We start from the raw sequence: 14,998 nt of genomic DNA on the forward strand, positions 1-14,998 counted from the left end.
CTTACAACATTTATCCTAAAATACTTACTCCTGAAGCTCAACAACAGGGAGTAACTCTCCAATAAAACTCGCTAAATTTGGTGAAAGTACGCGCCGCTCTTGGCTACCAAATTTTTCTAAGATCACCTCCCCTGTCAAATTACACAACGAGATCATTTCAATTTCAGAGTCTATTGTGGCAATAAACAGAGTTGGCGATAACTTTAAACGCTTTTGAGTAACTAAATGCCCAATTAAATTTTCTTGTAAGCGAATAAAATCCTCTTCATTCCATACTTGTACCAAACTTAAGGTAATATCACGAAATGTGGCTTTCATATCCCCAGCCAGCTGAGTGGTATAAAAGTGATGAATATCGTCCTGTAAACTGATATCCAATGCCGTAGCGACTTTATTTAAATGTGCATCCTTAATGGGAAATGCTTGCGGTTCCCAATAGACCCAGTTCTCGCCTGTTCTCACGACACAAGGAGAAGGAATACCATATAAATCAACAGATGCAGGTGGTAACCCCGTTTGTTGTTCCCACGCTGAAATATAGTTTTGAGTAAAACGCTGTAACGCTTGAGAGAGTATTGTATTCATAATTACGTAATTTTTACGGCTAGCCTAAATTGAAAGACGTCAATATGATGGATAAATGGTATTATGACAGATGTTTGCAGGCGAATAAAATGTACTCATTGCGCCTTTTAGCCTCATTTTGTTTATGAAGTATAAGGATCACTATGTCACACTACCAGAACAATCCCGCTCTTGACAATTTAACCCTCGGGAAAAAAACGGCGTATCACGACCAATACGATGCCTCGCTACTGCAGCCCGTCCCTAGGAGCTTAAACCGTGATCCACTGGATATTTATGCAAATTCACTGCCATTTCATGGTGCTGATATTTGGACCTTATATGAACTTTCTTGGCTAAATAAAAGTGGCGTTCCCCAAGTGGCTATTGGTTCAATCAGTGTGGATGCAACAAGTGACAACCTGATTGAGTCTAAAAGTTTTAAGCTCTATCTCAACAGCTTTAATCAAACTCGCTTTGAAACTTGGGAAAATGTGCGAAGCGTTTTGCAAAATGACTTAAGCCACTGTGCTAATGGCAAAGTTGACGTTACACTTCATAAGCTAGAGGCTTTTTCTCATCAGCCAATCTTACCCTTTAAAGGGCTGTGTATTGATGAGCAAGACATTACTATCGAACAGTACGAGTTTAATCGTGACTATCTAGCGGGTTGTACTCAAGAACCGATTGTTGAAGAAACATTAGTCAGTCATTTGCTAAAATCGAATTGTTTGATTACAAATCAACCTGACTGGGGCTCTGTACAAATCCACTACCATGGCCCTAAAATCAATCATGAAGCGCTCTTACGCTATTTGGTTTCGTTTCGCCATCATAATGAGTTTCATGAGCAGTGTGTTGAACGAATTTTTAACGACATTATGCAACTGTGTAGACCCGAAAAATTGAGTGTTTACGCGCGTTATACCCGCCGCGGGGGGCTGGACATTAACCCATGGCGTAGTAATGAAATTTTTGAACCTGAACTTGGTCGTTTGGCTCGCCAATAAGTACACATGTAGTTAAAAAATGCTTGAAAAACAGTTGAAAAGTAAATGCACTAGTGTATTTGCGGTACAATTCACCTATCAAGAACCCATGGGGTAAAGGAGTACTACTTGATTACGCATATCAGTCCATTAGGATCTATGGATCTACTCTCGCAGCTTGAAGTTGACATGCTTAAACGCACTGCAAGTAGCGATTTATACCAGTTATTTAGAAACTGCTCACTCGCGGTTTTACATTCTGGAAGCCTTACTGATAGCAGTAAAGAGCTACTAGAAAAAAGCAAAGACTTTGATATCAACGTATTACGTCGTGAACGTGGTGTAAAACTTGAGCTTATCGAGCCACCAGAAAAAGCATTTGTTGACGGGAAAATTATTCGTACTTTGCAAGCTAACTTATTTGCAGTTTTACGCGATATTTTATTCGTTCACGCGCAAATAAACCAAGCTAAAGAGCAACTCCATTTTGATACGGAAAATGGCACGCACATCACCAATATGATTTTCTCTATCCTACGCAATGCTCGTGCATTACATATTGATGATGACCCAAGCATGATAGTTTGCTGGGGTGGCCACTCAATAAATGAAATTGAATATCAATATGGCCGTAAAGTTGGTAACGAACTGGGTTTACGTGAACTGAATATCTGTACGGGCTGTGGGCCTGGTGCGATGGAAGCCCCAATGAAAGGTGCAGCTGTTGGTCATGCCCAACAACAGTATAAAGATAGCCGTTTCATTGGCTTAACCGAACCTTCAATCATCGCAGCAGAGCCACCTAACCCATTAGTTAACGAGTTAATTATTATGCCTGACATTGAAAAACGGTTAGAAGCGTTCGTCCGTTTAGGTCACGGTATTATTATTTTTCCAGGTGGTGTTGGTACCGCTGAAGAGCTGCTGTATTTGCTGGGCATCTTGATGGATCCAGCCAATAAAGAGCAAGTTCTCCCGCTTATTTTAACGGGTCCGAAAGAAAGCGCTGAATACTTTGAAGTCCTCGATGATTTTATCCGACATACTTTAGGGGATGAAGCGAGCAAACACTATCAAATCATTATCGATGATGCTCAAGAAGTGGCGCGTGTGATGAAAAGAAGCATGCCACAAGTGAAAGAGAATCGCCGTAGCACAGGCGATGCATACAGCTTCAACTGGTCAATTAAAATTGCGCACGACTTGCAGCATCCGTTTGAACCAACACATGAAAACATGGCCTCACTGAACCTTCATCCAGGGCAAGCACCTGAAAAATTGGCTTCAGATTTACGCCGTGCGTTCTCTGGTATCGTTGCAGGTAATGTGAAGGAATTTGGTATGAAAGCCATTGAAAAACATGGCCCATTCAAAATTCACGGTGATAGCGATCTCATGAGGCGTATGGATGTGTTACTCCAAGGCTTTGTTGAACAACATCGAATGAAATTGCCAGGTGGCACTGCATATGAGCCTTGCTATGAAATCGTGAAATAAATCTGTAATGGCGTATTTATGATCCATTTATTAATTATTGATGCATTAAATTTAATACGCCGTATCCATGCGGTGCAAGGAAGCCCGTGTGGAGAAACCTGTCTATCTGCGATATCACAGTTGCTCACTCATACAGATGCCACACACATTGTCGCGGTGTTTGATGAAGAAGGTCGCCATCAAAGCTGGCGTCATGAAAAACTCCCTGATTACAAAGCAGGTCGGTCGCCGATGCCTGAAGATTTACACGCTGAGCTCCCTGATCTAATGGCTTTATTTACAGAAAAAGGCATTCACTGTTGGCAATCTGTAGGGGATGAGGCTGATGATTTAGCGGCCACGTTAGCAACGCGTATCGCGGGAGCTGGGCACACTGTTACCATCGTTTCCACCGATAAAGGCTACTGTCAACTGCTTTCGCCTAATCTACGCATTCGCGATTATTTCCAAAAACGCTGGCTAGATATTCCTTTTATCGAAAAGGAATTTGGCGTTTCTCCTGAACAACTTCCTGATTATTGGGGACTTGCGGGGATCAGTAGCAGTAAGGTTCCAGGTGTCGCAGGTATTGGCCCGAAAAGTGCGGCAATACTATTGCAGCAATATCACTCTATCGAAAACTTATTTGCGAATTTAGATAAACTGGAAGAAAAATGGCAAAAAAAACTAGTTAACCAACAAGAAATCGCATTAATTTGCCGCGATATTGCCACATTAAGAACGGATATTGCACTGCAAGGAAATTTAAACCAGCTACGTTATATAAGCAACTGATCAAAATAAAAAGGCCTCTGAGTTAATTAGTGGCCTTTCTTATTAGTTTTATAAATTAATAATATTCACGCGCCATTGGGTTTGCTGACCAAACACGCATCACATGCACAGTCACTTCTTCACGATCATGATAAAGCTGCTTAGCTTGGATTAGCACGTTTACACCCCGTTCTTTCAGCTGCACCTGCATCTTTTCTAATATGTGTGAGACTTCTTCATAGCGCTTTTTCATTGGCAGTTTTAGGTTAAATATGGCCTCGCGGCACCAACCTTGAGCTAACCAATCCGTCATCAATGCAGCCACTTTTGCTGGCTTTTCAACCATATCACACACTAACCATGTGATGTTTTGTGATGAAGGTTGAAACTTAAAACCATCTACACGGTGATGAGTAACTTGCCCTGTATCCATCAAACTTTCTGCCATCGGGCCATTATCAACCGCATGAACCATCATGCTACGTTTCACTAGTTGATAAGTCCAGCCCCCAGGGCAAGCGCCTAAATCGACCGCTTTCATTCCACTGGCAAGACGCTCATCCCACTCTTCATAAGGAATAAAGACGTGAAATGCTTCTTCTAACTTCAAGGTAGAACGGCTGGGCGCATCTGATGGAAATTTTAAACGCGGAATGCCCATATAAAAATTTGAGCTATTATTGGTATATGAATATCCCGTATAACAGCAACCTGGTGCAATAAAAAACACGTGGATCACGGGTCTTTTGAAATTCTCAAGTGGAAGTAAGATTTTTTCTTTACGCAACGCATTACGTAAAGGCACCGTAAATTTACGGCAAAACTTCATCAGTTCTTTGGATTCGTTGGTATCTGCGACCTCCACCCGAATATCACCTGCTCTCACCACTTGTTGGCTTAGCGCATTGACTATTGGGGTGATACGATCTTCAGGTGGCAAGTCTTTTAATAAATCACCAACCACAATCATTTGGCGAGCAAAAATTAGCTCACGAAAAGGCAATGTACGGGCGAGAGTGTCTGCATCTTCAGCTTGGTAGCACTCAAAAATGACATAACCACTATTTTCTTTTACACGGGCAAAACCATAAATTTCTTTTTGCCCTGCTTTATCCGTAATCTCTGCTGCGCACTCTTTTTCAAAGCCTGGTCGACAATAAAGTGCAATTTTATTACTCATTACGTGACGCCGATTTCCTTAGACGCATAGCGCCAATAACTACTAACAACCAACCAATCAGGAAACAAACTCCCCCTATTGGCGTAAAATAAGAAAAGTATTTTACCTGCAATAGGGCCATACAATAAAGGCTACCGCTAAAAAGAAGTATCCCAACAGAGAAAAAAACACCTGACCAATAAAACCATAGGATCACTTTACGTAATAAAATTGCGCCTAATACCATTAATGCAATAGTGTGCAACATCTGATAACGCAATCCAGTTTCAATCCAGTCCATTTGATGGACACTCATAATTGACGATAACGCATGAGAACCAATAGCCCCAAAAGCAACAGTAAAAAAGCCACTAATTCCAGCGAAAATTAACATCAAACGACTATTCACAGTAACACCTTTTGTTTAAATACTTGATTACTGAATAAGCGCCACATCTTGGTCACCCGTAATAAAACCCAATTTTTCTTGTTCACTCGCTGCTTGCGCAAGGATCCACTGACGAAATGCAGCGATTTTGCCTAAATCTGCTTGGCTTTCTTGGCAAACTAAATAAAACGCATTTTTACTAACTAACACCTCGCTAAAGGGACAAACCAAACGCCCTGCGTCAATTTCATTCTTTGCCATTACATTATTGGTTAATGCAACACCTTGTCCATGTACTGCCGCTTGAATCACCATCGCGCTATGGCTAAAAATCGGCCCTTGTTGTACATTCACTATATTCTGTAGCTCTAGCTGTTTAACATACGCTTGCCAGTCTCTTCGAGAAGAATCATGAAGCAGTGTATGTTTTGCTAAATCTTCTGGATTTTTTAGTTGGTTTTCCCCTGTCATTAATGACGGTGCACAAACTGGCATTAAATATTCAGCGTAAAGCCTATCAGTTCTTAAACCAGACCAATTTCCTCGACCATAAAAAATCGCTACATCCACATCATCTGCGAGTTTATCTTCTTCTCTATCAACGGCTTGAATGCGGACATCAATACCTGGGTAAGCTTGGTTAAACCCTGAAAGCCTAGGTACCAACCATTGGATAGCAAAACTGGGTGATAAACTTACCGTTAATGCACCTTTGGCGCTTCTCGCTTGCAACTTACGTGTTGCTTCATTTAAAGAAGAAAATATTTCTTTAATATCAAGGTAATAACTTTGCCCTTCTTCCGTAAGAAGTAGCGAGCGATTACGCCGACGAAATAGCTTTAACCCAAGAAAGTCTTCCAAACTTTTCATTTGGTGACTCACGGCTGCTTGGGTGACAAATAATTCTTCTGCTGCCTTAGTAAAACTTAAATGACGGGCTGCGGCGTCAAACACTCTCAGCGCATTCAGTGGCGGTAATCTTTTAGACATAATCACTTCTACTCGGCATCTCGTTATGCATTAGTTTTTTTTATCCGAAGCATTATAATTTGTCCCTTGAGGATCTGCCAGTAAATACCTATAGTATGCGCACTTCCTAAGCCGGAACGAAAAGTTACAGAGTTTAGTTACTCTGAAACTTTTGGCTTTGTGGTTGTGATGTTGTGTTTGCAAGTTGTCTGGTTGAACCAGACTTTGTAGCTTTTGCTACTGTTTTTTTCACTTCCTGTACATTTACCCTGTCTGTCCATAGTGATTTTTTATAGTGCACCGCCAAAACGCGGTGCTTTTTTTTGATTTTTTTACTGGTATTTACTTAGGACAAATGAAAAATTTAACTTAGTAAATACAAATAGCTACAGATAATTACTAGTGTACCGAAAAAACTTTAAGTTAGATATTTAAGATAATTCCTGAAAATAATTCAGTTTATGCTTTCTAAAAAAGAACTCTCAAACAAAAAGGATTACTTTGCGGTGCAATACACTGAATCACCCAAGAAAATTTACTTTTGATATTGCTAATAAGTAATACCAAACGTAACAAAATATTTCAATGTTTTGATTGAAAATGACAAGTTTAAATTAATCAAAAAATAATCAATAATGTACGGATAAATGTACATCTCTGTAGACAATACCCACAACTATCAGATAACACAGATAATTATTGACTAAAAAGAAAGAACCCATGGATCATTTTAGCGCTACCGCATTTCGCCAATTATTTCCTGCAATAAATTCCTCAACATTATTTTTTGATAGTGCAGCAACTGCATTGAAACCGATTGCAATGATTGAGGCTTCAAATAATTACTACCGCTTATCTGGTAGCTCGGTTTACCGCGGTCAATCACCAGAGTCATTAAAATTAACTCGCGACTATGAATTAGGCCGTATTCGAACGGCAAAATTTATTAATGCCGCCAGTGAAAATAATATAATTTGGACACGAGGTGCCACCGAGTCGATTAATTTGATTGCTCAGAGTTATTTTCGGCCAATCTTACGAGCAGGTGATGAAATCATTGTCAGCGAAATAGAACATCATTCAAATTTATTACCTTGGATGATAATTGCTAAGCAAACTGGCGCTAAAATTATAAAATGGCCCATCGAACAAGGTGCCTCACTCAGTTTAGCAACGCTAAAATCACTGCTAAATAACAAAACCAAAGCCATTGCTATTACACAGATGTCGAACGTCACTGGCTTTCAGCCTGACTTATCGGCAATCACTCATCTCGCCCACCAAATAGGTGCCCTGGTTATCGTTGATGGCGCACAAGGCGCTGTACACTGCCCTATTGATGTTAGTGCTGAAGATATCGACTTTTATGTTTTTTCCGCCCATAAACTGTATGGCCCTACAGGCCTCGGTGTTTGTTATGGAAAAACAGCATTATTAGAAGCCATGGTGCCTTGGCACGGCGGGGGAAAAATGTTGACTGAGGTGACTTTTGAAGGTTTCACGCCAGCCCCCATTCCTCAATGTTTTGAAGCAGGCACACCTAATATTGCTGGCGTTATTGCTTTTTCAGCCGTTCTTGAGTGGATTCAATCTATCGATTTAGTACAAGCAGAAGCTTATACTTGCTCACTTATCGAACAAGCCAATAAAAAACTCTCACGCATTCCTGGTTTTATTGGTTATAGTGTGCCTAATTCACCATTACTTTCATTCAATTTTGAAAGTATTCACCATAGCGATTTAGGTGTGCTCTTGACTGAACAGCATATTGCATTACGCTATGGGCAACATTGTGCTCAACCTTTAATGGATGCCTTGAATATTAGTGGCTGCATACGCATCTCTGTGATGCCATATAATAACCTACAAGATATTGATAAACTTATTAATGCAGTCACTCGCTCACTTTCAATACTCAATGACTAAATCAATACTAAAGATAAAAAGGAAGCCTAATGACTTCGACTAAATATGAGCTTGCTCCGCACCCTTTTGGTACAGAGATTAAAATTCAGGAAATAGTTGAACAGTTTTCCGCACATAAAGCCTGGGAAGATAAGTACCGTTTGCTTATCCAATTAGCGAGACAATTACCGACACTAACTGATGATGAGAAGCAACAAACTCAAGAAGTGAAAGGCTGTGAAAACCGAGTGTGGATTGGTGCAATACTCAATGATGATGAAACTTTCCATTTCTATGGTGACAGTGAAGGTCGTGTTGTAAAAGGGCTTTTTGCGATTTTATTAGCGGCTATTGAGCAAAAAACAGCGAAAGAAATTATGGAATTCGACTTCAATGAATTGTTGGAACAAACAGGCTTACCCAGTCAGCTCAGCGAATCTCGCCAAAATGGTATTCAATCATTAATTACGGCAATTCGAAATATTTCCAATGAAATGACGCCAGCCTAATCAACGAAAGAGGCTATGTATCGCAATAGCCTCTTCACTATTTAATGTTTTTTTCTACATTTCTTTGGGCTTTTGCCATCATTTTTTTCAACGCATGTGCCACAGCAATAAAGCCAAAGCTTGCTGTGACCATGGTGACTGCCCCGAAACCTGATGCACAATCCATTCTTTTTGAGCCTTCTGCAGTACTTTTTGCTGCGCAGACAGTGCCATCACTTTGTGGATAAACAAGCTGTTCCGTGGAAAACACGCAATCAATTCCTAGCTTGCCTTTACCATTTTTAACCACATTAAAGTCCGACTTTAACCGCTCACGAAGCTTTGCCGCTAATGGGTCTTGAATGGTTTTCGCCAGATCCACCACTTGTATTTGTGTGGGATCTATTTGACCACCAGCCCCACCAGTTGTGACTACAGGGATTTTAAATCGCCTACAATAAGCCAGTAGTGCAGCTTTAGGCCGAACACTATCAATTGCATCAATAACGTAATCAAACCCCGTACTGAAGTACTGAGCGACATTATCGACTGTGATGAAATCATCAATGACATTCACCTCACACTCTGGGTTAATCTCCAAAATCCGCGCTTTCATCACCTCAACCTTCGGTAAGCCAACGGTTGATTTAATAGCATGTAATTGACGGTTAGTATTCGTGACGCAAATATCATCCATATCAATTAAGGTGATTGCACCAATTCCAGAACGAGCTAATGCCTCAGCTGCCCATACACCAACACCACCCACACCGACAACACAGACATGAGAGCGCGCAAAAAGATGAAGGGCTTTCTGCCCATATAAACGCCCGATCCCAGCAAAACGCTGCATCCAAGCATCTGAAAGCTTAGCTTGCATAATAACAAACAACCTTAGTTAAGACGGTAATTACATTGCACCAAAAAGGGGCTGACTCTTTTTCAGCACCCAGACGCGTCCATAATGGTTATAAAAACCAGCCATTTTGCCTGCGTCATGACCTGTTCCATGGTAAATATCGAAGTGGTGGCCTTTAATCGCTCCCCCTACATCCAAGGCAACCATCATACGCATTTCGTATTGCCCCGTAAATTTACCATTACCATCTAAAACAGGAATTTCCGCCAGCAATGCCGTTCCTGCTGGGATCAAGGTTTTATCTGACGCAACTGACGCTTTTGCTATCAACGGAACTGCGCTAGCGCCTCTTACTGGTACAAAAGATTGCGGTTTGAAGAAAACAAACGATGCATTTTCCTCCAATAATTGACGAACTTCTTGCTCACTATGGCTATTTGTCCAATCGTGGATAGCTTGTAAAGACATTTGGCTTAATGGCACTTCGCCACGGTCAACAAGAACTTTACCGATACTTTTATACGCGTGGCCATTTTTCCCTGCATACCCAAAGAAATTCAGCGGGCTACCATCACCAAAATCGACATAGCCACTCCCTTGAACTTCCATCATAAAATTATCTACAGCGGAATTACTGTAAGCCAAAATGAGGTTATTACTCAACGCGCCATTATAGATAGCTGCTCGGCTAGGTAACCGCGATTTCCCTTTTGGGGGCATTCCATATAATGGATGGCGAAATTCCCCTTGTGGTGAACGTCTTGCTTCAATAACAGGTGTGTAATACCCCGTAAATTGAACGTTCCCGTAATTATCAGCCCCTTCCATTTGGAAGGCCGATAAATTGAAGCTGGCGAGCTGTGCGGGGTTTCCACCTGCCATTAACCAATTTTCAATCGCATGATAAGTGTCACGGTTATTTTGGAATAAACGCGGAGATGCATTTTTAATTTCAACGATCTGCTGATTAAAGTCAGGTGCATTTATTGGTTTGCCTTGAACATTTACCTGATTAACTTTCTGTAAGTCTTCAACAAGACGACCATCTTTGTATTGTTGGCCTTTATCCGTTGGGTGAGTTTGGCATCCTGCCAACAATGAAAAAAAGACACCTGTGACTATCCACTTATTTACTATTGACCATTTTTTCACCGATAGCATATTAATTACCTTCATTAATTCTAAGTTCATGCTCCACCATCCAAATACAACCCACAATCCAATATGCAACGCACAATAGCAAACCCAAAATGGGAATGAAACGAGTAAACATATTTAGTTAAATTATTTTTCTTTGCCACCCCCGCAAAGTTCAAAAAATAAACATAACGTGCGTATTTTGTTCTGTAGAATGCTAAAAATGAAAAAAAAACACGAAAAAACTTGCATCAGATCTCATCCCGAGTATAGTGCCCGCTATCGGACGCGGGGTGGAGCAGCATGGTAGCTCGTCGGGCTCATAACCCGAAGGTCGTTGGTTCAAATCCAGCCCCCGCAACCAATACTGATTTAATCAGTAAAGTAGTAAAAAAAATCAAAACGTTGTAAAGAATTCAGTCGCGGGATGGAGCAGCTTGGTAGCTCGTCGGGCTCATAACCCGAAGGTCGTTGGTTCAAATCCAGCTCCCGCAACCAATTTTTTTACTTCTTCAGTCGCGGGGTGGAGCAGCTTGGTAGCTCGTCGGGCTCATAACCCGAAGGTCGTTGGTTCAAATCCAGCCCCCGCAACCATTTCTTTCCCTAGCCCCACACTCTCAAAAATATTAATCACCACCTTTATTTTTACAAATAAAAAAGGCGACTCGCTTTTGCTTATCACCTGTTTATTTACCGTTCGTTATGGTTAGTTGCGGATCGCTAACTCACCCCCATTGCGGAAGTAAGCTTTTACCCCTTCAAAGATAGACTCTGCCATTTGTTGTTGGAACTTGGCCGTTTTCAGCTTACGCTCTTCTTCCAAGTTACTGATAAACGCGGTTTCAACTAATATTGATGGAATTTCAGGTGCTTTGAGTACCGCAAATCCAGCTTGATCAACCTTATTTTTGTGTAATCGGTTGACTTTCCCCATACGTTTGAGTACTTCATCACCAAATTTCAAACTATCATTAATCGTTGCTGTCTGGACTAAATCCAACATTGTGTGGTCAAGATACACATCACCACTCTTACTTACACCACCAATTAAATCGGCCTCATTCTGAGTTTGAGCAAGGTAGCGAGCCGTATTACTGGTAGCTCCTTTAGTCGATAATGCAAAAACTGATGAGCCATGTGCTGAACGATTAGTAAATGCATCTGCGTGAATTGAAACAAATAAATCAGCCTGCATCTTACGTGCTTTTGCAACACGCACTTTAAGAGGAATAAACACATCCTCATTACGAGTCATGTAAGCACGCATTTTAGGATCTTTATCAATCAACGCTTTTAAGCGCCGTGCAATCTGCAAGACAACATCTTTTTCACGTGTTTTATATTTCCCTATCGCACCTGGGTCTTCCCCACCGTGCCCAGGGTCAATCATAATAATAATTGGGCGATCCGTCCCTGCTTTACCTGGTTTTTTCGCTTGCGCAGGCATACTTTCTTCGAGGTCACCTTTATTGTAGTCCTCGAGTAATGCTAATAATGGATCATCGCTAGTATCCACACCTTTGCCTGGATAGAAATCAAGGACTAAGCGGTGTTTAAACTCCCCCACAGGCGACATGGTAAAGAATTGTGGGGTCACTTTATTTTTCACTTCAAAAACAAGGCGTACGGTTTTAGGATCAAATTGCCCCACTCTGACCAATTTGAGATAAGGGTCACGTGTTTGAATTTGAGTTCCCATCTGCTTAAGTACGTTATTTAACTGTACGCCCTCAAGGTCAACAACAATCCGCTCTGGGTTATTCAGCACAAACTGGCGGTACTTTAGCGGAACGCTTGATTCAAGCGTTACACGAGTGTAACTCGATGCAGGCCAAATACGCACAGCAATCACGCTGCTATTAGCAGAAAAACCGAATGGGCTAACGCTCAGTAACATAACTGCGGCGGCGCCTTGAATAAAACGACGCTTAGATGGGCTGTGATCTTGCTGACTCATCAATAATTCCGAACCTAGAACTGAAAAATAAATTGATATTAGACTATATGCCAATTAATTGGCCAGAAATAAGCACTCTAACTAATCATGTGCTCTCTGTCATTAATAATACACATTTATATTTAAAGATATGTAACTCTTAAAAATATATTTGTTATTTTTTATACCATCTTTTACTTGATATTTTTCGCCAAAAAGAATAAAAATACATTATTAACGAATAAAAATTCATTAAAGAGGGTTATTATGAAAGAGCGCAGCACCGAGTTGGTTGATGAGTTTCGCCATTCGGTACCTTATATAAACGCCCACCGCGGCAAAAATTTTATCATTATGCTTGGTGGTGAAGCGATTGCGCATGAAAATTTCCCAAGTATTGTCAATGACATAGGATTATTACATAGTTTAGGGATCCGAATTATTGTGGTCTATGGTGCTCGTCCTCAGATTGAGGATATTCTAGCAGAACACAAATATGATGCGGTTTACCACAAACATACCCGTGTGACTGATTCGAATACACTTGAATATGTTAAGCAAGCATCTGGTGCATTACAGCTTGATATTACCGCTCGCTTATCAATGAGTTTAAGTAATACACCATTACAAGGTGCCCATATTAATGTAGTCAGTGGTAATTTTGTCATTGCACAGCCACTTGGTATCGATGATGGTGTTGATTACTGCCACAGTGGGAGAATTCGCCGCATCAATGAAGAAGCCATTAATAATCAATTAGATAATGGTTCTATTGTTTTAATTGGCCCTGTTGCGGTTTCCGTTACTGGGGAAAGTTTTAATCTGACCTCAGAAGAAATTGCGACTCAACTCGCTGTAAAAATGAAGGCCGAAAAACTGATCGGGTTCTGTTCTTCTCAAGGTGTCGCAGATAAAGAGGGTAATATCTTATCTGAATTATTCCCAAATGAAGCAGAAAATAGAATTCAAGAACTTGAATCTGAAGGGGATTACTACTCTGGAACTGTACGTTTCTTGCGTGGCGCAGCAAAAGCTTGCCGCCGTGGGGTACGTCGTAGCCACCTATTAAGCTATCAAGAAAATGGCTCGCTTATTCAAGAATTATTCTCTCGTGACGGTATTGGTACTCAAATCGTAATGGAAAGTGCTGAACAAATTCGCCGTGCAAATATCAATGATATTGGGGGTATTTTAGAACTAATTCGCCCTTTAGAGCAGCAAGGAATACTTGTTCGTCGCTCACGGGAACAACTTGAAATGGAAATCGATAAATTCACGATTATTGAACGAGACAATTTAGTGATAGCTTGCGCTGCTCTTTACCCATACCCAGAGGAAAAACTAGGGGAAATGGCTTGCGTTGCTGTTCACCCTGATTACCGTAGTTCTGCTCGAGGAGAGGAGCTACTTCACCGCGTTGCAGTACAGGCGAAACAATTAGGCTTAGATAAACTATTTGTATTAACGACTCGTAGTATCCATTGGTTTCAAGAGCGTGGTTTTACCCCTGCTGAAATTGAGATGCTGCCACTGAAAAAGCAAGCTTTATATAATTACCAGCGCCGTTCTAAAATTTTGATCTTGGAGCTAAAGAGCCAATCTGATAAGTAACCGTCCTTATTTGCAATAAAATAAGTGTTGGTTAGTGCAGTTAATACCCCAAATTATGCATGGATGTCTAATTTGGGGGCATATAATTAACTCGTTAATATCGACTTAATTAAGCAATCTGTACAATTCTTGCTTTTTCACAAAGTGGATTGGCCTCTAAATGTGGCTTTATTGCCGCTTCCATTTCAGCAAAAGAGCTACCATAGAAGTAGAATGCGGTTTCTGTTGGGCCATCCCACACACCGTGAATACTGCCGATGTCTTCAACAGCTTCATCTAATACATCAAAAACGTCGTTAATGTCCCCATTTTCATAAACTTCATCAGCAAGCTCTGTACCATTAAAATAAACGGCTAAACCTTCGTGCTCACCAAAGTCGATACGAACATCTTCAGCATGAATAAATAAACGAGACCCTTTTGGCGCTAGCATTGAGGTAAATAGCTGGATTATCATGCTAATATTTTCATCACTTGCGTCAGCGATGGCCAATTCAATATCACATTCCTGTGCTTCACCATTATCACCTAATAGTGTGCCGCCACCTGTGACATGAATATCCTTACCCAGACTTTTCATGACTTCATCAAATGCATCTTCTAAATCTGCACGCCTAACAGGTTCTAATCTCGCATTTAACGTAATGGTTACTGCGGTCATCTCTTGCTGGTTATCCATATCATTACCTTTAAATCATTATTATTAACAAGTTAAGTAGTTTTATTACCTATACTATCACTTG

At 40.8% G+C, this 14,998-nt stretch carries 14 protein-coding genes and 3 tRNA genes; 9 read left to right on the forward strand and 8 right to left on the reverse strand.

What is annotated here, in order from left to right; translation table 11 throughout:
- Positions 1-24 precede the first annotated feature (24 nt).
- Positions 25-585: a SecY-interacting protein gene (syd, locus tag PSF27_RS17375; RefSeq protein WP_272539791.1), complete on the reverse strand. Its 561-nt coding sequence runs from the start codon at positions 583-585 to the stop codon at positions 25-27.
- A 143-nt stretch (positions 586-728) separates the two neighbouring features.
- On the opposite strand from syd, the gene queF reads away from it, so the two are divergent.
- From queF to xni, 3 genes are all read left to right on the forward strand, one after another.
- Positions 729-1,574, forward strand: coding sequence for an NADPH-dependent 7-cyano-7-deazaguanine reductase QueF (queF, locus tag PSF27_RS17380; RefSeq protein ID WP_272681928.1), 846 nt, complete (start codon positions 729-731; stop codon positions 1,572-1,574).
- Positions 1,575-1,682: 108 nt separating this feature from the next.
- Positions 1,683-3,050 carry a nucleotide 5'-monophosphate nucleosidase PpnN gene (gene ppnN / locus PSF27_RS17385; protein WP_206083738.1) on the forward strand — a complete coding sequence of 456 codons (1,368 nt, stop codon included), beginning with the start codon at positions 1,683-1,685 and terminating at the stop codon, positions 3,048-3,050.
- An 18-nt stretch (positions 3,051-3,068) separates the two neighbouring features.
- Positions 3,069-3,824: a flap endonuclease Xni gene (gene xni / locus PSF27_RS17390; RefSeq protein ID WP_206083737.1), complete on the forward strand. Its 756-nt coding sequence runs from the start codon at positions 3,069-3,071 to the stop codon at positions 3,822-3,824.
- 55 nt (positions 3,825-3,879) lie between these two features.
- On the opposite strand, the gene rlmM is transcribed toward xni, so the two are convergent.
- The 3 genes from rlmM to PSF27_RS17405 are packed head-to-tail and all read right to left on the reverse strand — an operon-like array spanning position 3,880 to position 6,340.
- Positions 3,880-4,983, reverse strand: a complete 1,104-nt coding sequence (gene rlmM / locus PSF27_RS17395) for a 23S rRNA (cytidine(2498)-2'-O)-methyltransferase RlmM (RefSeq protein ID WP_206083736.1) — start codon at positions 4,981-4,983, stop codon at positions 3,880-3,882.
- Positions 4,976-5,371, reverse strand: coding sequence for a DUF423 domain-containing protein (locus PSF27_RS17400; protein ID WP_206083735.1), 396 nt, complete (start codon positions 5,369-5,371; stop codon positions 4,976-4,978). Before PSF27_RS17400 ends, rlmM begins: the two co-directional genes overlap by 8 nt.
- A gap of 27 nt (positions 5,372-5,398) precedes the next feature.
- Entirely contained in the window at positions 5,399-6,340 is a 942-nt protein-coding gene (locus PSF27_RS17405) for a transcriptional regulator GcvA (RefSeq protein ID WP_206083734.1), read from the reverse strand.
- Between the two features lie 699 nt (positions 6,341-7,039).
- On the opposite strand from PSF27_RS17405, the gene csdA reads away from it, so the two are divergent.
- Both csdA and csdE read left to right on the forward strand, forming a co-directional pair.
- The gene (csdA, locus tag PSF27_RS17410; RefSeq protein ID WP_272681929.1) at positions 7,040-8,245 is read left to right on the forward strand and encodes a cysteine desulfurase CsdA; all 1,206 of its coding nucleotides are present in this window, start codon (positions 7,040-7,042) and stop codon (positions 8,243-8,245) included.
- Positions 8,246-8,274: 29 nt separating this feature from the next.
- Positions 8,275-8,733: a cysteine desulfurase sulfur acceptor subunit CsdE gene (gene csdE / locus PSF27_RS17415; RefSeq protein ID WP_206083732.1), complete on the forward strand. Its 459-nt coding sequence runs from the start codon at positions 8,275-8,277 to the stop codon at positions 8,731-8,733.
- A 37-nt stretch (positions 8,734-8,770) separates the two neighbouring features.
- On the opposite strand, the gene tcdA is transcribed toward csdE, so the two are convergent.
- Positions 8,771-9,592: a tRNA cyclic N6-threonylcarbamoyladenosine(37) synthase TcdA gene (gene tcdA / locus PSF27_RS17420; RefSeq protein ID WP_272681930.1), complete on the reverse strand. Its 822-nt coding sequence runs from the start codon at positions 9,590-9,592 to the stop codon at positions 8,771-8,773.
- A gap of 30 nt (positions 9,593-9,622) precedes the next feature.
- Positions 9,623-10,732: a murein transglycosylase A gene (gene mltA, locus PSF27_RS17425; protein ID WP_206083809.1), complete on the reverse strand. Its 1,110-nt coding sequence runs from the start codon at positions 10,730-10,732 to the stop codon at positions 9,623-9,625.
- A 263-nt stretch (positions 10,733-10,995) separates the two neighbouring features.
- On the opposite strand from mltA, the gene PSF27_RS17430 reads away from it, so the two are divergent.
- The 3 genes from PSF27_RS17430 to PSF27_RS17440 all read left to right on the forward strand — a co-directional run bounded on the left by PSF27_RS17430 (position 10,996) and on the right by PSF27_RS17440 (position 11,302).
- Positions 10,996-11,072 (forward strand) — tRNA-Met (locus PSF27_RS17430).
- Between the two features lie 57 nt (positions 11,073-11,129).
- A tRNA-Met gene (locus PSF27_RS17435) sits at positions 11,130-11,206 on the forward strand.
- Between the two features lie 19 nt (positions 11,207-11,225).
- Positions 11,226-11,302, forward strand: a tRNA-Met gene (locus PSF27_RS17440).
- 112 nt (positions 11,303-11,414) lie between these two features.
- Here PSF27_RS17440 and amiC read toward each other — a convergent pair.
- Positions 11,415-12,665 carry an N-acetylmuramoyl-L-alanine amidase AmiC gene (gene amiC, locus PSF27_RS17445; RefSeq protein ID WP_206083730.1) on the reverse strand — a complete coding sequence of 417 codons (1,251 nt, stop codon included), beginning with the start codon at positions 12,663-12,665 and terminating at the stop codon, positions 11,415-11,417.
- A gap of 246 nt (positions 12,666-12,911) precedes the next feature.
- On the opposite strand from amiC, the gene argA reads away from it, so the two are divergent.
- Positions 12,912-14,255 (forward strand): amino-acid N-acetyltransferase, encoded by a 1,344-nt coding sequence (gene argA, locus PSF27_RS17450; RefSeq protein WP_206083729.1) that lies wholly within the window; start codon positions 12,912-12,914, stop codon positions 14,253-14,255.
- Between the two features lie 109 nt (positions 14,256-14,364).
- On the opposite strand, the gene PSF27_RS17455 is transcribed toward argA, so the two are convergent.
- Entirely contained in the window at positions 14,365-14,934 is a 570-nt protein-coding gene (locus tag PSF27_RS17455) for a hypothetical protein (RefSeq protein WP_272681931.1), read from the reverse strand.
- Positions 14,935-14,998: the final 64 nt, after the last annotated feature.

Origin of the sequence: Providencia sp. PROV129, assembly GCF_028482245.1 — a bacterium.
GTDB classification, from domain to species: Bacteria; Pseudomonadota; Gammaproteobacteria; order Enterobacterales; family Enterobacteriaceae; genus Providencia; species Providencia vermicola.

Excerpts from the sequence above, each read along its gene's own strand:
- syd (WP_272539791.1), bottom strand. The coding sequence starts at position 585 with ATGAATACAATACTCTCTCAAGCGTTACAGCGTTTTACTCAAAACTAT.
- tcdA (WP_272681930.1), bottom strand. The coding sequence starts at position 9,592 with ATGCAAGCTAAGCTTTCAGATGCTTGGATGCAGCGTTTTGCTGGGATC.
- PSF27_RS17455 (WP_272681931.1), bottom strand. The coding sequence starts at position 14,934 with ATGGATAACCAGCAAGAGATGACCGCAGTAACCATTACGTTAAATGCG.
- csdE (WP_206083732.1), top strand. The coding sequence starts at position 8,275 with ATGACTTCGACTAAATATGAGCTTGCTCCGCACCCTTTTGGTACAGAG.
- PSF27_RS17405 (WP_206083734.1), bottom strand. The coding sequence starts at position 6,340 with ATGTCTAAAAGATTACCGCCACTGAATGCGCTGAGAGTGTTTGACGCC.
- argA (WP_206083729.1), top strand. The coding sequence starts at position 12,912 with ATGAAAGAGCGCAGCACCGAGTTGGTTGATGAGTTTCGCCATTCGGTA.
- rlmM (WP_206083736.1), bottom strand. The coding sequence starts at position 4,983 with ATGAGTAATAAAATTGCACTTTATTGTCGACCAGGCTTTGAAAAAGAG.
- xni (WP_206083737.1), top strand. The coding sequence starts at position 3,069 with ATGATCCATTTATTAATTATTGATGCATTAAATTTAATACGCCGTATC.
- csdA (WP_272681929.1), top strand. The coding sequence starts at position 7,040 with ATGGATCATTTTAGCGCTACCGCATTTCGCCAATTATTTCCTGCAATA.
- queF (WP_272681928.1), top strand. The coding sequence starts at position 729 with ATGTCACACTACCAGAACAATCCCGCTCTTGACAATTTAACCCTCGGG.
- amiC (WP_206083730.1), bottom strand. The coding sequence starts at position 12,665 with ATGAGTCAGCAAGATCACAGCCCATCTAAGCGTCGTTTTATTCAAGGC.
- mltA (WP_206083809.1), bottom strand. The coding sequence starts at position 10,732 with ATGCTATCGGTGAAAAAATGGTCAATAGTAAATAAGTGGATAGTCACA.